Below are 18,386 nucleotides of genomic sequence, written 5' to 3'. Positions count from 1 at the left end.
GCAGAGCCCTGCACAGTGCCGCCATAGTGGGCCGCGGCGATAACGAAAACGCCCCAAATGCTATTGTTGGCGGTTTCGCCGACCGACACCAACCTAAATACTCTGAAGTGTGGATACCGTCTTATGGAGCAAAACCCGCAGTCACAGCTGAAGCTACTTGTCACCCGTGGTAAGGAGCAAGGCTATCTGACCTATGCTGAGGTCAATGACCATCTGCCGGAAGATATCGTCGACTCCGATCAGATCGAAGACATCATCCAGATGATTAACGACATGGGCATCCAGGTGATGGAAGAAGCACCGGACGCCGATGACCTGCTGCTCGCCGAAAACTCGAACAGCACGGACGAAGATGCGGAAGAAGCCGCCGCACAGGTTCTGTCCAGCGTGGAATCCGAAATCGGCCGCACCACCGACCCGGTGCGCATGTACATGCGCGAAATGGGTACCGTCGAACTGCTGACGCGCGAAGGCGAAATCGACATCGCCAAGCGCATCGAAGACGGCATCAACCAGGTGCAGTGCTCGGTTGCCGAATACCCGGAAGCCATTACCTATCTGCTTGAGCAGTACGATCGCGTCGAAGCGGGCGAAGCGCGCCTGTCCGATCTGATCACCGGCTTCGTCGATCCTAACGCGGAAGAGGACATCGCCCCAACCGCGACCCACATCGGTTCCGAACTGTCGAGCGAAGAGCAAGACGACGACGAAGAAGATGAGGATGCCGAAGACGACGACACCGAAGACGACAACAGCATCGATCCTGAGCTGGCGCGTCAGAAGTTCGCCGAACTGCGCGATCAGTATGAAGCGACGCGTCTGGTGATCAAAAAGAACGGCCGCAGCCACGCCAGCGCCGCGGACGAGATCCTGAAGCTGTCTGAAGTGTTCAAGCAGTTCCGCCTGGTGCCGAAACAGTTCGACTTCCTGGTCAACAGCATGCGCACCATGATGGATCGCGTTCGCACCCAGGAACGCATCATCATGAAGCTGTGCGTTGAACAGTGCAAAATGCCGAAGAAAAACTTCGTCACCCTGTTCGCCGGCAACGAAACCAGCGACTCCTGGTTCGAAGCCGCACTGGCGATGGCCAAGCCATGGTCGGAAAAGCTGAAAGACGTGGCTGAAGACGTGCAGCGCAGCCTGCAGAAACTGCGTCAGATCGAAGAAGAAACCGGCCTGACCATCGAGCAGGTCAAAGACATCAACCGTCGCATGTCGATCGGTGAAGCGAAAGCTCGCCGCGCGAAGAAAGAGATGGTTGAGGCCAACCTGCGTCTGGTTATTTCCATCGCCAAGAAATACACCAACCGCGGCCTGCAGTTCCTGGATCTGATCCAGGAAGGCAACATCGGCCTGATGAAAGCGGTAGACAAGTTCGAATACCGCCGCGGCTACAAGTTCTCGACGTACGCCACCTGGTGGATCCGTCAGGCTATCACCCGCTCCATCGCCGACCAGGCGCGCACCATCCGTATCCCGGTGCATATGATTGAGACCATCAACAAGCTCAACCGTATTTCGCGCCAGATGCTGCAAGAGATGGGCCGCGAGCCGACGCCGGAAGAGCTGGCCGAGCGCATGCTGATGCCGGAAGACAAGATCCGCAAAGTGCTGAAGATCGCCAAAGAGCCAATCTCGATGGAAACGCCGATCGGCGACGACGAAGATTCGCATCTGGGCGACTTCATCGAGGATACCACCCTCGAGCTGCCGCTGGATTCCGCGACCTCGGAAAGCCTGCGTTCCGCCACCCACGACGTGCTGGCCGGCCTGACCGCGCGCGAAGCGAAAGTGCTGCGCATGCGTTTCGGCATCGACATGAACACCGACCACACGCTGGAAGAGGTTGGCAAGCAGTTTGACGTTACCCGTGAGCGTATTCGTCAGATCGAAGCCAAGGCGCTGCGCAAGCTGCGTCACCCAAGCCGCTCCGAAGTGCTGCGCAGCTTCCTGGACGACTAAGTCCGGCGGTTGCACTCAAAACAAAAACCCCGGCCTGCCGGGGTTTTTTTATGCCTCAGAACATGCTGTTGCCGCTGGCGGTCTTCTCCGGCACCGGCTGCGTCACGTCCCAGTGCTCAACGATTTTTCCGGCGCCGTCGAGACGGAAGATATCGACGATCGCCGCTGTCTTGCCGGCCTCGCGCCCGCTGACTTCCACATGCAAAATCACATAGTCACCGTCGACGAACGCCTGTTTTACCTCACTGTGCGAGTTGGGGTAACGCGTTTTCAGCAGCTCGACAAATTGACGAAAACCCGCCACGCCGTCTTTGGCGTTGGGGTTATGCTGCTTGTACTGTTCCCCCAAAAACGGCCGCGCCGCCGCAAAATCCTTGTTGTTCAGCCCCTGCCGATAAAACTCCAGCACGTTCTGCTTGTTGCGCGCTTCCTGTGGCGAATGCCCCGCCTGTGCAGCGCCGGTCACCAATAACAGCGCCATCACACAGCCTTTCATTATCGATGTCATCGCATACTCCCTTATGTCATTGCAGCGCCAGGAACAGCTCGCGATAGCTGGCGGTAAGCTGCTCCAGCGTGGCGCGGTTCAATCCGCTGGGGTTGGGCAATACCCACACCTCGGTTTGCCCCAGCATCATCGCCTGCTTGCCCCAGGGCGCGTTTTTCACCCCGAAGGCGGTGGTGAACGCCTGCTTGCCTAAAATCGCCAGCGCGCGCGGCTGGTAGCGCAGGATCTTCTCTTGCAGCGCCTCACCGCCGCTGCGCAACTCGTCACGCGACAGCTCGCTGGCCGCCACCGTCGGGCGCGCCACCAGCGCGGTAATGCCGCAGCCGTTATCCTTCAGCTGCTGCCACTGCTCCGGCGCCAACTGGCTCTCGGTAAAGCCGGCCTGATGGATCACCTTCCAGAAGCGGTTGCTGCCGTTGGCGAAAGGGTAGCCCTGATGGGCGGAAGAAAGGCCGGGGTTGATGCCGCAAAACACCACCCGCAGGCCAGGCGCCAGAAGTTCCATGAGTATCGTGAGTCCATTGCAGGGATTTACTGCGGTTATCGCAAAATCCGCCAGCAATTACAACAGGCTAGAACTGTGCAGAAAAGCAACATACGGGCGGGTAACAGTAGACCGCCGCTTAAGGATTCCCTATAATCTCGCGGCTTGGCCCCTTAGCTCAGTGGTTAGAGCAGGCGACTCATAATCGCTTGGTCGTTGGTTCAAACCCAACAGGGGCCACCAAATTTTAGCTTTAAAATCATATAAAAAAGCCACTTTTCTTGAAGTGGCTTTTTTATTTCTTGCTCACAGTGGCGGCAAAATGGCGGCAGTATGCCAACACTCTCAGCTATCTTTCCCCTCTTAACCAGCCTATAGACAGACTTACCAGGAAGCCGGCAAAGAAGATCGCGACAGCCGCAGCGATAGATTTCCACCACTCATCAAACCAGAACAAGGCAACAAATGCCGCTATAGAGAACAGGCCAATGACTATGGACTCAGCCAAGTCAGCAGTTTGTCGGCCAACAAATTTAACGAACTTCACAAGAAAGGATTTTAGCCAGTTCATTGATTTTATTACTTAACGATAGGAAGTCATCATCACTTAACCATTAGTTAAAATCCAACCGCTGGCTTTTGATTGATCTATCCGCTATCGCTCGCCTCTCACAAGGCTACACAAAGCAATAGTGACAAACACCAGCAACAGGAATATTGCCGCGCTCAGAATTCGTTGCCACCATTCGTCGAACCAGAACAGTGAGCCAAACGCAGCGACAGAAAATATCCCGCCCAAAATCGCTTCCACAAGGTGCGACAATCCTTTACCGAGCTTACTGCCCCAAGACTTTAGATAGCTCATGATTCACACCTTCACAGAACATTTTCGATTTGCTGGTATAGGCAACAAAGGGTTCAAGATACTCCTCCGCCAGAAAGTAGATCATGTCCAAATTTCGTGGCGTGAGCTTATGGTACGTTGAGGGATATTGTTCCCGCAAACGACGCGAAGAAACGGAGGCCTGTTCAATAATTCCTTGTAAAAGAATGATGTTTAGCCCAGCAATGGTGACACCTTTGAATACCCATTTGAAAAGTATGCTGCCGATAACCTTTTTCAAAATATGGTGTGTGATTTGCTGAACCAGAATGAACTGCGTCCCCATACGTCCTGTAAGATAACCCTCTACATGGTTTAATTTTTGGCTTAGCACGGTTTGTGTTTGCAGATCCATCCGCTGATAGCAGTCACGGATAATCACCGCTATCAGCTCACGTAGCGGGGCTTCGATACCATAGCCGGCACGAACGACCTTGATGAACCGTTCCGTTTCGATTTCATTGCGGCGCTTAAGCTCTCGACCGCCGAGCCCTGCTCCCTGCCATGTCCTACGAGCACTATAGGCAATGCCCCTTGGTAAAGACTCTATTCCCTCAAGAATTCCTTGAGCTACGGCTTTCGCATCCATAACAATCCCTTATCAGCGCCCTGGCCGTACCCTATACTAACTTCGCTTAAAATATCAACACCCCTTTCATCCTAATGAAGGGCGCCCCTCGGCATAATGGCTTTTTTGTTTCCCGCTGCCGTGCCACACTTTCCTCTCGGCATTCCTGATTTATTCCGACTCATAAGGACCCGGCATGATCGTCATCTGCGACCACGACAACCTCGACGCCTGGCTGGCGCTGCGCTCGGCGCTGTGGCCGTCCAGCTCGCCTGAAGATCACCGCGCGGAGATGCGCGAAATATTGGCTTCGCCGCACCACACCGCGTTTATGGCGCGGGGGCTGGACGGCGCTTTCGTTGGCTTTGCCGAGGTCGCGCTGCGCTACGATTACGTCAACGGCTGCGAATCGTCGCCGGTGGCATTTTTGGAAGGGATTTATACCGTCGAGCGCGCCCGCCGCCATGGCTGGGCCGCACGCCTGATCGCGCAGGTGCAGGAGTGGGCCAAGCAACAGGGGTGCAGCGAGCTGGCGTCGGATACCGACATCGCCAATCTGGACTCCCAACGCCTGCATGCGGCGCTGGGCTTTGCCGAAACGGAACGGGTGGTGTTTTACCGCAAAACGCTGGGCTGATCAGGCGGCCTTGCTTTGCCGCTGATGCGCCAGCTGCTCGGCGCGCAGCAGGATCTCCTGCAGATCGTCCTCGTTGATATCGAACAGATCTCCCTCCATCAGCGCCTCGTGCAGATCGGCGCGGGTGATGGCAACGGCATCGATCGGCAGATTGGTCGGCTTGGCCTCCGCCGGCGCCAGCGCGTGCGGGTAGCGCCGCCCGGCCAGGTTATTGAACAGAATGGCCAGCGCCGCCAGCAGCACCGAGTTCAGCAGCACCGGGTACAACACGAAGTGGTAGCCCATCTGATGAATGCCGGGGCCGCCGAGGATGGCGGTCAGCGCCACCGCGCCGCCGGGTGGGTGCAGGCAGCGCAGCTTGAACATCAGGCCGATGGCCACCGCCGCCGCAACGCCGCAGGCCAGGCCCGGATCGGGGATCAGCAGACCGGCGCTCACGCCCACCGTCGCCGCCAGCGCATTGCCGCCGACGATCGACCAAGGCTGCGCCAGCGGGCTGTTCGGCACGCCGAACAGCAGCACCGCCGAAGCGCCCATCGGCGCGATAAACCACAGGTTCACCTCGCCCAAAATAAAGTGGCTGATCCAGCCGGCGAGCATCAGCCCCAAACCGGCGCCAACGCTGGAAATCAGCATCTCTCGCTTGCCCACCGCCAGCGGGTGCGGCCACAGGCGCGCAACTCCCACTCTTACCCGTTCTATCCACTGCGTCTTCATGTTACCCGATACGGCTCAATTCACGTGTTGGCAACAAATATATCACGTCGCGCCAGCGCCGCCGTCCGCCGCGTCATAAAAGAACTTTTAGGCTAACAGATTGATTTTTAGCCTCCCCTCAACAATGATGAATGTTCCCCCCTTAACCCCGAGGAACCGCCGATGTCTCAACCGATCATCGAACTTTACACCGACAGTGAATTTTTCAGCCCGTACGCCATGTCCGCCTTTGTCGTGCTGACGGAAAAAGGCATTCCGTTCACCGTGAAGCCGGTGGACCTGGCGAAAGAAGAGAACAAAGAGGCGGCCTACGCGGCGCTGTCGCTCACCCGCCGGGTGCCGACGCTGGCGATCGGCGAGTTCCAGCTCTCGGAGTCTTCGGCGATCGCCGAATACCTGGAAGACATCCACCCGGCCCACGCCGTATACCCGCGCGACGTGAAGCTGCGCGCCAAGGCGCGCGAGATCCAGGCCTGGCTGCGCAGCGATCTGCTGCCGATCCGCGCCGAGCGCTCGACCGAGGTGGTGTTCAACAACGGCAAGTTCCCGCCGCTGTCCGAAGCCGCGCAGGAGGCCGCGCGCAAGCTGATCGCCGCCGTGGAAAAGCTGCTGAGCCACGGGCAGGACAATCTGTTCAGGGAGTGGTGCATCGCCGACACCGATCTGGCGCTGATGCTCAACCGGCTGGTGATGCACGGCGATCCGGTGCCGGAGCGCGTGCGCCACTATGCGCACAAGCAGTGGCAGCGCCCGTCGGTGCAGGCCTGGCTGGCGTTGTCGGAAAAGCGGCGCGCGTGAGAAAAAAATCGGCGGCCACGACGCCGCCGTTCTCAATGCCGAGAAACAACATCACTGCTTGAGGGAAGGCAAATCACCATCCAGAGGGCAGATAGCCTAACAATGAAGCGATGGCGTACACCGCGCTGGCCAGGTACAGCAACACAATGCTGATCTGCAGCAGCGGATGCGTGATCCAGTTGCACTGCCAGCGCGGGGTTTGGTCGCCGTGTTTGCGCGCGCCGCGCAGGATCAGCATCGGCATGATCGACAGGATCACCCCGCTGAACACCCCGGCGAAGTAGAGCGCGTTGACGAACGACACCAGCCCGCTGTAGGCCAGCGCGAACGGCGGCACCACCACCAGCAGCAGCACGCCGAAGCGGCGCAGCGGCAGCTCGTCGTTGCCCAGCCGGAACTTGTCGAAAATATTGGTCAGGAAGCTGCCGCCCAATCCCCAGTACGAGGTCAGCATCGCGCACAGCGCAAAGATGTTGGCGGAGAAGAACGCCCACTGCCCCAGCGCCTGGCCCCAGGAAATGGTGGCCACGTCGGAGATATCATTCAGCCCGCTGAGCGCAATCACCGACATCGGCACCGCCGCCAGCAAAATGAACGTCACCACCATGCCGACGATGATCGCCTTCGGCAGTTGCTCCGGTTTGTCGGCAAAGCCGCGCGCCATTTCCGGCACGATGTACTGCGCCGAGAAGCAGAACACCACCACGTTGAACACCGGCACCATATAGCGCCAGTCGCCGTCCAGCAGGTTGCGCATCTGGGTGGTGTCTTTCAGCAGCGTCGCCGCCACCAGCGCGGTCAACATTACCACCATGCCGATGCTGATGAACTTCTCGCCACGGCCAATCGCTTTCAAACCGAGGTACAGCACGCCGGCGGCGGGCACGAAGAACAGCAGGCTGCCCAGCGCCGGCGAGATGCCGAACAGCGATTGCAGCAGCTTGCCGCTGCCGGTCATATAGGCGGTGAGCGCCCCAACGCTGTTGACGCACACCGAAGCGAACATCAGCCAGGCGCCCAGGCCGCCGACGTAGCGCTTCGCCAGCCCGCTCAGCTGCAGATGCGCGCGGGTGCGCAGCGTGGATTCGGCAACGTACAGCATGGTGATGGTGGTCAGGCTTCCCACCAGCACCAGCCAGAACAGCAGCGGCAGAAAGCCGGCCTTGCTGGAGGCGTAGGCGATGGAGAGCACCCCGGCGCCGATGTTGGTGCCGACGATCATCGCCACCCCTTCGAGGAAACTTAACGATTTGGCGGGTGCAGGTGCTCGCACCCCGGCGGCAAGCGCCGGAGAAACAGAGATATTATCAGACATGCATCATCCTTTATCGCCCGGCGACGCTGGCCGCCGGGATGGGTTAACGTCCTGACGCTCAACGGCTCACATCGATACACAGGTATTTCAGCTCCAGATATTCTTCTATCCCGTAGCGCGATCCTTCACGCCCGAGCCCTGACTGTTTCACGCCGCCGAACGGCGCCACTTCGTTGGAAATCAGCCCGGTGTTGATGCCGACCATGCCGTACTCCAGCGCTTCCGGCACGCGCCACTGGCGCGCGGCGTTCTGCGTGAACAGGTAGGCGGCCAGGCCGAATTCGGTGTCGTTGGCCATGGCGATGGCTTCCGCCTCGTCATGGAAGCGGAACAGCGGCGCCACCGGCCCGAAGGTCTCTTCTTTGGCGAAGCGCATCTTCTGCGTCACGCCGGTCACCACCGTCGGCTGGAAGAAGGTGCCGCCGAGCGCGTGCGGCTGGCCGCCGGTGGCGATCTGCGCCCCTTTGATCAGCGCGTCGTCGATATGGCTCTGCACCTTCGCTACCGCATCGCTGTCGATCAACGGCCCCTGGGTGGTGCCTTCGTGGCTGCCGTCTCCCACTTTCAACTGCTCGACCGCCGCCACCAGTTTCTCCGCCAGCCGCTCGTAGATGCCGTCCTGCACGTAGATACGGTTGGCGCACACGCAGGTCTGGCCGCTGTTGCGGAATTTGGAGGCCATGATGCCCGCCACCGCCGCGTCCAGATTGGCGTCGTCAAACACGATGACCGGCGCGTTACCGCCCAGCTCCAGCGACAGTTTCTTGATGCTCGGCGCGCACTGCGCCATCAGGATGCGGCCGACCTCGGTCGAGCCGGTAAAGCTCAGTTTGCGCACCACCGGGCTGTCGCACAGCACCTTGCCCACCTGCGCCGCTTCGCCGGTCACCACTTGCAACACGCCGGCGGGAATGCCAGCGTCCTGTGCCAGCTTGGCCAGCGCCAGCGCGGTCAGCGGCGTTTGCTCGGCCGGTTTGACGATGATGGCGCAACCGGCCGCCAGCGCCGGCGCCACCTTGCGGGTGATCATCGCCGCCGGGAAATTCCACGGGGTGATGGCCGCGCACACGCCGATCGGCTGCTTCACCACCACCAGGCGCTGCGAAGCCTGCGGCGCCTGCAATACCGCGCCGTCCACCCGCTTGGCCTCTTCGGCGAACCAGGTGATGAACGACGCGGCGTAGGCTACTTCGCCGCGCGCTTCCGCCAGCGATTTGCCCTGCTCGGCGGTCATCAGCTGCGCCAGATCTTCCTGCGCGGCCAACACTTTGTCGGCCCAGGCCAACAGCAGCGCGGAACGCTGCTTGGCGGTCAGCTGTTTCCAGTCGTTTTGCGCCCGCTGCGCCGCCGCGATCGCCTGCTGGGTTTCCTCTTCGCTGACCAGCGGAATGCTGGCCAGTTCGACGCCGGTGGCCGGGTTGATCACTGCTTCACGTTTGCCGCTCAGGGCATCGCACCACTCGCCGTTGATCAGACACTGGCTGCGCAACAGCTCGGGATTATTCAATTTCATGCCGATCGCTCCTTAGTGGGCCAGCGCGCGGGACAGAATGCCCATCGCCTTGGTGAACTGATCGTCCGGGATGGTCAGCGGGTAGAGGAAGCGGATCACGTTGCCGTTCACGCCGCAGCTCAGCAGCAGCAGCCCTTCCTCCATCGCCTTCTGCTGCACCTGACGGGTGATCTCCGCCGAAGGCTTGCCGGTAACCGGATCGTTGAACTCCACCGCCACCATCGATCCCTGCGCGCGCACATCGGCGATCGCCGGGCTGGTTTTGCGCGCCTGCTGGAGCACTTCCACCAGATGCTGCCCCAAGCGCTGAGCGCGCTGGCACAGCTGCTCTTCGTCGATCACGTCCAGCACCGCGTGCGCGGCGGCCACCGCCAGCGGGTTACCGGCATAGGTGCCGCCCAGCCCGCCCGGCGCCGGCGCGTCCATCACCTCGGTGCGGCCCGCCACCGCCGACAGCGGCATGCCGCCCGCCAGGCTTTTCGCCATAGTGATCAAATCGGGCTTAACGCTGTAGTGCTCCATGGCGAACAGCTTGCCGGTACGGGCGAAGCCGGTCTGCACTTCGTCGGCGATCAGCAGGATGCCGTGCTGGTCGCACAGCGCGCGCAGCGCCTGCATGAAATCGGCCGGCGCCACGTTGAAACCGCCCTCGCCCTGCACCGGCTCCAGCACAATGGCCGCCACCTGCTTGGGATCGATATCCGCTTTAAACAGGCGATCCAGGCTGTTCATCGCGTCTTCGGTGGTCACGCCGTACAGCGCGTTCGGGTACTGGCCGTGGAACACCGAGCCGGGGAATGGGCCAAAGCCCAGTTTGTAAGGCGCCACTTTGCCGGTCAGCGCCATGGTCATATAGGTGCGGCCGTGGAAGCCGCCGCCGAAGGTGATCAAGCCCGGACGGCCGGTGTAAGCGCGGGCGATCTTCACCGCGTTTTCCACCGCTTCCGCGCCGGTGGTGAAGAAAGCGGTTTTACACGGACCGGCGATCGGCGCGCGCTGGTTGATGCGCTCCGCCAAAGAAACATAGCTTTCGTAAGGAACGATCTGATAGGCGGTGTGGGTGAAGGCCTGCAGCTGCTTTTCAATTGCGGCGATCACCTTCGGGTGACGGTGCCCGGTGTTCAGCACGGCGATCCCCGAAGCAAAGTCGATCACTTCTTTGCCTTCCACATCCCACAGCGTGGCGTTCTCTGCGCGCTCGGCGTAAAAACCACACATCACGCCCACTCCGCGCGGGGTGGCGTCCTGACGGCGTTGGTTCAATTCTGCGTTTTTCATGCTGTTCTCTCCGGTCGGTGCCAGTTACACGTTTCGTTCACATTCGTGAAACAATGCCGTTTATTTACACAGGATGTGGCCCTATAATCGAGTGCCAGTTACGAATAATTGAGGGATCCAATTGCGCTCATTGAGTGGTGATCTGTTGCTGCAGCGCCTCGGCGAACAGCCCGATGACAAGCTGCACAAGCGGCTTTACAACGCGATCCGCACCAGCATTCTCGACGGCAGCCTGCCGCCCTCCAGCCGCCTGCCCGCCTCACGCGATCTGGCGCAGGAGCTCAGCCTGTCCCGCAACACCGTGTTAACCGTTTATGAACAACTGCTGGCGGAAGGCTACGTGTCGGCGCGCGCCGGCAGCGGCACCTTCGTCGCCGACACGGTGCCGGACAGCTGCCTCTCCACCGGCGGCGCCCCGGCGGACGGCAGCGGGCAACCGCGGCGCGTCGAACTGTCGGAGCGCGGCGCCACGCTGCTGCACCACGCCAGCGCCAGCCCCAAACAGTGGGGGGCGTTCATTCCCGGCGTGCCTGACGTCAACGCCTTTCCCCATCAGCTGTTCAGCAAGATCCAGGCGCGCCTCAGCCGCCGCCCGACGCCGCAGCGGCTGACCTACAGCAATCAGGGCGGCAGCCCGGAGCTGCAGCATGCGTTGGTGGAGTATTTACGGGTGGCGCGCTCGGTGCGCTGTTCGCCGGAACAGATCCTGATCACCGAGGGCATCCATCAGGCGATCGATCTGGTGACGCGCATGTTGTGCAATCCGGGGGATGACGCCTGGATCGAAGAGCCGGGCTATTGGGGGATCCGCAATATCCTGCGCATCAATGCGCTGAACATCTGCCCGCTGGCGGTGGACGAAGCCGGGCTGGTGCCGCCGGAGCAGCCGACCAACCCGCCGCGGCTGATCTTCGTCACCCCGTCGCACCAGTATCCGCTCGGCTCGGTGATGAGCCTGGCGCGCCGCCAACGGCTGCTGGCGCTGACGCGCAACGCCGGCGGTTGGATCGTCGAGGACGACTACGACAGCGAATTCCGCTTTTCCGGCCAACCGATCCCGGCGCTGCAAGGGCTGGAAGCCGACGCGCCGGTGATTTACATCGGCACCTTCAGCAAAACACTCTACCCGGCGCTGCGCCTCGGCTATGTGGTGTTGCCGCCGCCACTGGTGCAGGCGCTGAAAACCGCCCACGCCGAGCTGTACCGCGGCGGGCACCTGCTGATCCAGAGCGCGCTGGCGGAGTTCATCCAGGCGGGGCACTACACCGCGCATATCCGCCGCATGCGGCTGCTGTACGCCCGGCGGCGCGCCTTCCTGACCGGCTTGATCGAACGGCACCTCGGCAAACAGGCGCTCAGCGAGTTCAACAGCAACGCCGGATTGCACCTGATCCTCAACCTGCCGGACGAGGCCGACGACGTGGCGATCGCCGCCGCCGCCGGCGCGCAAGGGGTGCTGGTGCGGCCGCTGTCGCGCTACTACATGCTGCCCAATCGGCGGCGCGGCCTGCTGATGGGTTTTGCCTGCGTGCCGGAAGAGCAGATGGCCGCCGCCTTCACCCAGCTGCTGGCCTGCATCAACACGCCCGAGATGAAAAAGGCGGCCCCCTAGGGCCGCCTTCGCGCATTACCAGGCCTGAAGCCGCCATCCATCCGCCTGTCGGTGCAGGCGGTGCGTCGGCCGCAGCGCCTGCAGGAAGTCTTCGTCGTGCGACACCACCATCATCGCGCCGGGGAAATCCGCCAGCGCGGTTTCGATCGCCAACGACGACGCCAGATCCAGGTGGTTGGTCGGCTCGTCGAGCAACAGCAGCTGCGCAGGTTGTCGCCGCCACAGCGCGCAGGCCAACGCCGCCTTGAGCCTTTCACCGCCGCTCAGCGAGCCCAGCGGCAACGCGATGCGATCCGCGCCAAGCTGCAGCTGCGCCAGCCGGGTGCGCAACGCGCCTTCCGCCAACGGCGAATCCTGTAGCCCCAGATGCTCCATCACCGACAGGCCCGGGTCGAGCTGCGACAGGGTTTGATCGAGGTAGGCGGTCGACAGCGGACAATGACAATGGCCGGAAAGCGCCGCCAGCCGGCCGAGAATAGTCTTCAGCAAAGTGGATTTGCCGCAGCCGTTGGGGCCGGTCAACGCCACGCGCATCGGGCCGTCGATACGCAGATCCAGCGGCGGCGCGCTGACGAACGGCAGCTGCAGCCGCTCGAGCACCAGCACCTGCTTGTTCGCGTTCACTTCGCTGCCCGGCAGCGCCAGCAACACCGGCTGTTCCTCTTCCACCCGCTGGTAGGCTTCGCGCACCGCCGCATCGAGGCTGTCGCGCCGATCCTGATGCTGTTTGCGCAGCGTGCCGAGGCTCTCTTTCGCCGCCGACTTGTAGGCCACCCGCTCGAAAGAGGCGATATTCAGCGTATCGACGACGCGCAGCGTTTGCGCCGAGCGCCGCTGGCTCATGTCGTGCTCTTTCTGTTGGCGGGCGCGGGTGCGGCGGCGCTCCTCGCGCGCATGCTCCAGATCGGCGCGCGCCGCCTGCTGCTCTGTATCGCGCTGGCGCCGGTAGTCATCATAGTTGCCGCCGTAGCTGCGCAGCGCGCCGGGCGTCAGTTCGACGATGCGCTCCATGCGCGCCAGCAGCTGCCGGTCATGGCTGGCGATCAGCAACCCGCCCCGCCACTGATCCAGCTGCTGATACAGCCAGGCGCGCCCGACGCTGTCGAGGTGGTTGGTCGGTTCGTCCAGCAGCAGAAAATCCGCCTCGCCGAGCAAGGCGCCGCACAGCGCCGCGCGCATCCGCTCGCCACCGCTCAGCGAACCGGCGGATCGCAACGGATCGAAGGCCGGCAGCCCGGCAGCGGCGAAGGCGTTTTGCAGGCGATCGTGGAGATCCCATCGCCCTTCCAGACGATCGATATCGTCCGCCAGCGGCCGCCCCTGCTCGAGACGCGCCAGCGCGGCGAACGCCTCGCCATAGCCCAACAGCTGGGCCAGCGTGGTGTCCGCGGCGATCTCCGGTTGCTGTGCAACGTAAGCTACTGCGGCATGAGATTCGACGTGCCCGTTGCCCGGTTGATCCAGCCCGGCGATCAGGCGCAGCAGCTGGGTTTTGCCGACGCCGTTGCGCCCTACCAGGCCGCAGCGCTGCCGGTCGAAAGCAAGATCCAGCGGGCCGAACAGCGTTTCGCCGTCAGCAAATTGGCAGGTCAGTTGATGTAAAACGAAATAAGGGGACTGCGCTGAATGAGCCATAAGCACTCCTGAATGAGATCAAAACATCCCCACAGGGCGCGAGAGCGCACAGCGTGGGACACGATATCAACAGGTGTGGGTGTTCATTTTCGGTAATGGCTCCGCAGAGAGAAGGAATTTACAACGCGTAAAGGCTAACCGATCTTTTGTTCGTTATGCAAACAGAGTCTGAGATTCATGACATCTATCACATTCGGCGCAACGCAGATTCCCAAGCGGCGCGACAACGGCTAGATTTATCTCATCCGACCACTTGTATTCACATAATAATAACAGATGCTCATCCCCAATCGCTTTCAACCTGCAGCTAGGCGGCAAGTTCGGGCGTTCCCAGGAGCTTACTCAAGTAAGTGACTGGGGCGAGCGAACGCAGGCAACAACGCTGCAGGTTGAAAGAGGCGGGGGATGAACGATGGAGAGTGCAATGAGCAATTACCCTCACCTGCTGGCGCCGCTGGATCTCGGCTTCACCACCCTGAAAAACCGGGTGCTGATGGGATCGATGCATACCGGCCTGGAAGAGCTGCCCGACGGCCCGCAGCGCCTGGCCGCGTTCTATGCCGAGCGCGCCGCCGCTGGCGTGGCGCTGATCGTCACCGGCGGTATTGCCCCGAACGAACAGGGCGTGGTGTTTCGCGGCGGTTCGATCCTCAACAGCGAGGAGCAATTGCCTCACCACCGCCCGGTGACTGAAGCCGTCCACCGGGCGGGCGGCAAAATTGCGCTGCAGATCCTGCACACCGGCCGCTACAGCTATCAACCCAAGCTGGTGGCCCCTTCCGCGCTGCAGGCGCCGATCAACCCGTTTACGCCGAGCGCGCTCAGCGCAGCGGAGATCGAGCAGACTATCGCCGACTTCGCCCGCTGCGCGGCGCTGGCGCAGCAGGCCGGCTATGACGGCGTTGAGGTGATGGGATCCGAGGGTTATCTGATCAACCAATTCTTGACGACGCGCACCAATCAGCGCGACGACCAATGGGGCGGCAGCTTCACCAACCGCATGCGCTTCGCCGTCGAAACCGTCAGGGCAGTACGCCAGGCCGTGGGCCCGGAATTCATTCTGATCTACCGGCTGTCGATGCTCGATCTGGTGGAAGACGGCTCCAGCTGGCAGGAGATCGAGCAGCTGGCGCTGGCGGTCGAACAGGCAGGCGCCACGATCATCAATACCGGCATCGGCTGGCACGAAGCGCGCATCCCGACCATCGCCACCATGGTACCGCGCGCCGGATTCAGCTGGGTGACCCGCAAGCTGATGGGCAAGGTCAGCATCCCGCTGATCACCACCAACCGCATCAACGATCCGGCGGTGGCCGAGCAGGTGCTGGCGGACGGCTGCGCCGACATGGTGTCGATGGCGCGTCCGTTCCTCGCCGACGCCGCCTTTGTGCAGAAAGCCGCCGAGGGGCGCGCCGACGAGATCAATACCTGCATCGGTTGCAACCAGGCCTGCCTCGACCAGATCTTTGAAGGCAAGCTGACTTCCTGTCTGGTCAACCCGCGCGCCTGCCGTGAAACCGAAATGCCGCTGACGATGGCGGAAAAGCCGAAAAAACTGGCGGTGGTCGGTGCCGGCCCCGCCGGGCTGGCGTTTGCCACCACCGCCGCCAGCCGTGGTCATCAGGTAACGCTGTTCGACGCCGCCGAGCAGATCGGCGGCCAGTTCAACATCGCCAAGCAAATCCCCGGCAAGGAAGAATTCCATGAAACCCTGCGTTACTTCCGCCGTCAGCTGGCGCTGCGTGAAGTGACGGTCAAACTGGGCGCCAAAGTCGAGGCGGCGGATTTAAGCGAATTCGATGAGGTGATCCTCGCCTGCGGCATCGTGCCGCGCACCCCGGATATTCCCGGCATCGGGCACGCCAAGGTGCTGAGCTATCTGGATGTGCTGCGCGATAAAAAACCGGTCGGCCAGCGGGTGGCGATCATCGGCGCCGGCGGCATCGGCTTCGACACCGCCGAGTACCTTAGCCAGCACGGCGTCTCCAGCAGCCTGGATCAGGCGGAATTCAACCGCGAATGGGGCATCGACGGCCGCCTTGAACAGCGCGGCGGGCTGGCGGCGCAAGGCCCGCAGGCACCACGCGCCGCCCGGCAGATCTACCTGTTGCAGCGCAAAACCAGCAAGGTGGGCGAAGGCCTGGGGAAAACCACCGGTTGGATCCACCGCGCCAGCCTGGCGATGCGCGGCGTGAAGATGCTCAATAGCGTCAGCTATCGGCTGATCGACGACGAAGGGCTGCACATCACCCGCGCCGAGCAAGACAGCTGCCTGCCGGTGGACACGGTGGTCATTTGCGCCGGGCAGGAACCGCGCCGCGAACTGCAGCAGCCGCTGCTGGCGATGGGGAAAACCGTGCATCTGATCGGCGGCGCCGACGTGGCCGCCGAGCTGGACGCCCGCCGCGCGATCGATCAGGGCACGCGGCTGGCGATGGCGCTGTAAAAAAGGGGCGCATCGCGCCCCTGATATTGATGACAAACCTCATCCCTATGCCGGGGTGGCAGAGAGCAGCGAATAGAAAACAAGGAAAATCAATTTATTGATTTTCCGCTGATAACCACAAAGGGGGAAAAACCACGCTTTTTCCCCCCTTTGTCTACAGCCTGAGGGGCGTATCGCGCCCCTTGTTATTCACGCTCAGCGACGCGCGCCGGATTTCACCGCTCTCAAGATCACGAACTTCTTGTTCGAGGCCACCAGCGTGCAGTTGCCGAACAGACGTTTGAGCTTCTGATGGTAGTCGAGGTGACGGTTGCCGACGATGCGCAGTTCGCCGCCCACTTGCAGGCAGCGCTTGGCGTCGCAGAACATCTGCCAGGCGGTGTGATCGGTAATGGCGTGTTGCTGGTGGAACGGCGGGTTGCACAGCACCGCCTGCACGCTTTCGCGCTCGATGCCCGCCAGCGCGTTGTTCACCTCAAACTGGCAGCGGTCCAACTCTTGTGGCAGGTTGTGCTCCACGTTCAGCTCGCTGGAGGCCACCGCCATGTAGGATTCATCGACGAAAGTCACCTGCGCGTCCGGATTCTGCGCCAGCGCCGTCAGGCCAATCACGCCGTTGCCGCAGCCCAGATCGACGATATGGCCGTTCAGGCCGCGCGGCAGATGCTCCAGGAACAGGCGCGCGCCAATATCCAGGCTGCCGCGCGAGAAGACGTTGGCGTGGTTGTGGATCAGCCAATCGGTGCCGTCCAGCGTCCAGTTGGTGGTTTCCGCCGCCGCCGGCGGGACGATGTCCGCCGCCTGGCAGAAGATCAGGCGCGCCTTCTTCCACGCCAGGCTGGTGCGCGTTGGGCCCAGCACTTTTTCAAACAGCTGCATCGTCGAGGTGTGCACGTCGCGCGCTTTGGCACCGGCGACGATCAGCGTGTCTTCGGTCACGACGTGGCGCAGCGCGCGCAGCTGCTGTTCCAGCAGCGCCAGCGCTTTCGGCACGCGAATCAGCACCACCGCCGGCGCCGCCGGCAGCTCGGCCAGGCTGTCCAACAGTGTGACCTGCTCAGGATCCAGACCGTTGAGCTTGAGGTTGTGACGCGTCGCCAGCTGGCTCATGTACGAGTCGCTGACGCTGTAAGGACGATGCGCGTGCAGCGCACAGGCCAGGGTGCCGAAGTTATCGTTGAAAATCAGCACCGGGCGGCCACCGATATCTACGTTTTCAAGCTGTTGCAGCAGATATTCGTCCGCCGCTTCCCACGCCTGCAGTTGGGTGGATTCTTCCTGTTGGGGATAACGCTCCAGCTCAAGTTGCTGTGTTCCCAGATCGAGTTGGCTCATTGCCCCTCCTGACTGATAAAATTTGGGCTGTTTATCCCCTAAAAACGCCCGTCAGTAAAATGTTTTTTCGGATAAATTGCGTATGTCAGGATTTGAGCGAAAAAACAGCATAGAATGACCGGCTGAATGGCCGTTGATACGGAACAAGAATGTCTGAATTGACCTACCTGCAAGGCTACCCAACGCATCTGCAAAGCCAGGTGCAGCAACTGATCCACCAGAACAGGCTGGGAGACGTGCTGCTGCAGCGCTATCCGCAGGTACACGACTGCACCACCGACAAGTCGCTGTATCAGTTTACCGTCGATCTGAAAAACCAGTATCTGCGCAACGCCCAGCCGCTGAGCAAGGTGGCCTACGACAGCAAGATCCACGTCATGAAGCACGCGCTGGGCCTGCACACCGCCATCTCCCGCGTGCAGGGCGGAAAGCTGAAAGCCAAGGCGGAAATTCGCGTGGCGACGGTGTTCAAGGTCGCGCCCGAACCGTTCCTGCGCATGATCGTGGTGCATGAGCTGGCTCACCTGAAAGAGAAAGATCACAACAAGGCGTTCTACAGCCTGTGTTGCCATATGGAACCGGATTACCACCAGTTGGAGTTCGATACCCGGCTGTATCTGACGCACCTTTCGCTGTTCGGCGAGCTGTATGCATAGCGAATGAGGGCGTGATAATCTGCGGTTTTAAGCTTG

General features: G+C 61.5%; 15 protein-coding genes and 1 tRNA gene. 7 read left to right on the top strand and 9 right to left on the bottom strand.

Features of this window, described 5'->3' with window-relative positions; genetic code table 11:
• Nucleotides 1-123 precede the first annotated feature (123 nt).
• Nucleotides 124-1,965: an RNA polymerase sigma factor RpoD gene (rpoD, locus tag J0X03_RS02800; RefSeq protein WP_025304326.1), complete on the top strand. Its 1,842-nt coding sequence runs from the start codon at nt 124-126 to the stop codon at nt 1,963-1,965.
• A 55-nt stretch (nt 1,966-2,020) separates the two neighbouring features.
• Here the strand turns inward: rpoD and J0X03_RS02795 are convergent, their stop codons facing one another.
• The gene (locus J0X03_RS02795; protein WP_069100211.1) at nt 2,021-2,473 is read right to left on the bottom strand and encodes a nuclear transport factor 2 family protein; all 453 of its coding nucleotides are present in this window, start codon (nt 2,471-2,473) and stop codon (nt 2,021-2,023) included.
• A 16-nt stretch (nt 2,474-2,489) separates the two neighbouring features.
• The gene (mug, locus tag J0X03_RS02790; RefSeq protein WP_033644588.1) at nt 2,490-2,978 is read right to left on the bottom strand and encodes a G/U mismatch-specific DNA glycosylase; all 489 of its coding nucleotides are present in this window, start codon (nt 2,976-2,978) and stop codon (nt 2,490-2,492) included.
• 146 nt (nt 2,979-3,124) lie between these two features.
• On the opposite strand from mug, the gene J0X03_RS02785 reads away from it, so the two are divergent.
• Nucleotides 3,125-3,200 (top strand) — tRNA-Ile (locus J0X03_RS02785).
• A gap of 593 nt (nt 3,201-3,793) precedes the next feature.
• On the opposite strand, the gene J0X03_RS02780 is transcribed toward J0X03_RS02785, so the two are convergent.
• Nucleotides 3,794-4,429, bottom strand: a complete 636-nt coding sequence (locus J0X03_RS02780; RefSeq protein ID WP_160204636.1) for a hypothetical protein — start codon at nt 4,427-4,429, stop codon at nt 3,794-3,796.
• Between the two features lie 175 nt (nt 4,430-4,604).
• Here J0X03_RS02780 and aac(6') point away from each other — a divergent pair, with 175 nt between their 5' ends.
• The gene (aac(6'), locus tag J0X03_RS02775; protein ID WP_160204637.1) at nt 4,605-5,045 is read left to right on the top strand and encodes an aminoglycoside 6'-N-acetyltransferase; all 441 of its coding nucleotides are present in this window, start codon (nt 4,605-4,607) and stop codon (nt 5,043-5,045) included.
• Here the strand turns inward: aac(6') and J0X03_RS02770 are convergent, their stop codons facing one another.
• Complete coding sequence (locus tag J0X03_RS02770) at nt 5,046-5,762, bottom strand: HPP family protein (RefSeq protein ID WP_160204638.1); 717 nt, start codon at nt 5,760-5,762, stop codon at nt 5,046-5,048.
• Between the two features lie 162 nt (nt 5,763-5,924).
• On the opposite strand from J0X03_RS02770, the gene yfcF reads away from it, so the two are divergent.
• On the top strand, nt 5,925-6,560 hold the full coding sequence (yfcF, locus tag J0X03_RS02765; RefSeq protein WP_033644542.1) for a glutathione transferase: 636 nt from the start codon (nt 5,925-5,927) through the stop codon (nt 6,558-6,560).
• A gap of 73 nt (nt 6,561-6,633) precedes the next feature.
• Here the strand turns inward: yfcF and J0X03_RS02760 are convergent, their stop codons facing one another.
• From J0X03_RS02760 to J0X03_RS02750, 3 genes are read right to left on the bottom strand one after another with little or no spacing between them, the layout of a single operon-like run.
• On the bottom strand, nt 6,634-7,875 hold the full coding sequence (locus J0X03_RS02760) for an aromatic amino acid transport family protein (RefSeq protein ID WP_103101387.1): 1,242 nt from the start codon (nt 7,873-7,875) through the stop codon (nt 6,634-6,636).
• Nucleotides 7,876-7,933: 58 nt separating this feature from the next.
• Complete coding sequence (locus tag J0X03_RS02755) at nt 7,934-9,388, bottom strand: NAD-dependent succinate-semialdehyde dehydrogenase (RefSeq protein WP_089195204.1); 1,455 nt, start codon at nt 9,386-9,388, stop codon at nt 7,934-7,936.
• 12 nt (nt 9,389-9,400) lie between these two features.
• Nucleotides 9,401-10,666 (bottom strand): 4-aminobutyrate--2-oxoglutarate transaminase, encoded by a 1,266-nt coding sequence (locus J0X03_RS02750; protein ID WP_160204639.1) that lies wholly within the window; start codon nt 10,664-10,666, stop codon nt 9,401-9,403.
• A gap of 121 nt (nt 10,667-10,787) precedes the next feature.
• Between J0X03_RS02750 and pdxR the strand changes: the two genes are divergently transcribed.
• A complete protein-coding gene (pdxR, locus tag J0X03_RS02745; protein WP_160204640.1) occupies nt 10,788-12,278 on the top strand; it encodes a MocR-like pyridoxine biosynthesis transcription factor PdxR in 1,491 nt (496 codons plus the stop codon).
• Between the two features lie 15 nt (nt 12,279-12,293).
• Here the strand turns inward: pdxR and J0X03_RS02740 are convergent, their stop codons facing one another.
• The gene (locus tag J0X03_RS02740; protein WP_108682034.1) at nt 12,294-13,913 is read right to left on the bottom strand and encodes an ABC-F family ATP-binding cassette domain-containing protein; all 1,620 of its coding nucleotides are present in this window, start codon (nt 13,911-13,913) and stop codon (nt 12,294-12,296) included.
• Between the two features lie 424 nt (nt 13,914-14,337).
• On the opposite strand from J0X03_RS02740, the gene J0X03_RS02735 reads away from it, so the two are divergent.
• Nucleotides 14,338-16,359, top strand: a complete 2,022-nt coding sequence (locus J0X03_RS02735) for an oxidoreductase (protein WP_046687863.1) — start codon at nt 14,338-14,340, stop codon at nt 16,357-16,359.
• A gap of 195 nt (nt 16,360-16,554) precedes the next feature.
• Here J0X03_RS02735 and rlmG read toward each other — a convergent pair whose 3' ends face one another.
• A complete protein-coding gene (rlmG, locus tag J0X03_RS02730; protein ID WP_033651272.1) occupies nt 16,555-17,694 on the bottom strand; it encodes a 23S rRNA (guanine(1835)-N(2))-methyltransferase RlmG in 1,140 nt (379 codons plus the stop codon).
• 149 nt (nt 17,695-17,843) lie between these two features.
• Here rlmG and J0X03_RS02725 point away from each other — a divergent pair, with 149 nt between their 5' ends.
• On the top strand, nt 17,844-18,350 hold the full coding sequence (locus J0X03_RS02725; protein ID WP_004937154.1) for a M48 metallopeptidase family protein: 507 nt from the start codon (nt 17,844-17,846) through the stop codon (nt 18,348-18,350).
• The last annotated feature ends 36 nt before the right edge of the window (nt 18,351-18,386 follow it).

The sequence above is a fragment of the Serratia ureilytica genome (genome assembly GCF_017309605.1).
Classification (GTDB): Bacteria; Pseudomonadota; Gammaproteobacteria; order Enterobacterales; family Enterobacteriaceae; genus Serratia; species Serratia ureilytica.
The sequence above is the reverse complement of the archived record's forward strand: the minus strand, read 5'-3'. Positions and strand labels throughout refer to the sequence as shown.

Bases quoted from the DNA above. Each gene is read 5' to 3' on its own strand.
- rpoD (WP_025304326.1), top strand. From the start codon at position 124: ATGGAGCAAAACCCGCAGTCACAGCTGAAGCTACTTGTCACCCGTGGT.
- J0X03_RS02795 (WP_069100211.1), bottom strand. From the start codon at position 2,473: ATGACATCGATAATGAAAGGCTGTGTGATGGCGCTGTTATTGGTGACC.
- mug (WP_033644588.1), bottom strand. From the start codon at position 2,978: ATGGAACTTCTGGCGCCTGGCCTGCGGGTGGTGTTTTGCGGCATCAAC.
- J0X03_RS02780 (WP_160204636.1), bottom strand. From the start codon at position 4,429: ATGGATGCGAAAGCCGTAGCTCAAGGAATTCTTGAGGGAATAGAGTCT.
- J0X03_RS02770 (WP_160204638.1), bottom strand. From the start codon at position 5,762: ATGAAGACGCAGTGGATAGAACGGGTAAGAGTGGGAGTTGCGCGCCTG.
- yfcF (WP_033644542.1), top strand. From the start codon at position 5,925: ATGTCTCAACCGATCATCGAACTTTACACCGACAGTGAATTTTTCAGC.
- J0X03_RS02760 (WP_103101387.1), bottom strand. From the start codon at position 7,875: ATGTCTGATAATATCTCTGTTTCTCCGGCGCTTGCCGCCGGGGTGCGA.
- J0X03_RS02755 (WP_089195204.1), bottom strand. From the start codon at position 9,388: ATGAAATTGAATAATCCCGAGCTGTTGCGCAGCCAGTGTCTGATCAAC.
- J0X03_RS02750 (WP_160204639.1), bottom strand. From the start codon at position 10,666: ATGAAAAACGCAGAATTGAACCAACGCCGTCAGGACGCCACCCCGCGC.
- J0X03_RS02740 (WP_108682034.1), bottom strand. From the start codon at position 13,913: ATGGCTCATTCAGCGCAGTCCCCTTATTTCGTTTTACATCAACTGACC.
- J0X03_RS02735 (WP_046687863.1), top strand. From the start codon at position 14,338: ATGAGCAATTACCCTCACCTGCTGGCGCCGCTGGATCTCGGCTTCACC.
- rlmG (WP_033651272.1), bottom strand. From the start codon at position 17,694: ATGAGCCAACTCGATCTGGGAACACAGCAACTTGAGCTGGAGCGTTAT.
- J0X03_RS02725 (WP_004937154.1), top strand. From the start codon at position 17,844: ATGTCTGAATTGACCTACCTGCAAGGCTACCCAACGCATCTGCAAAGC.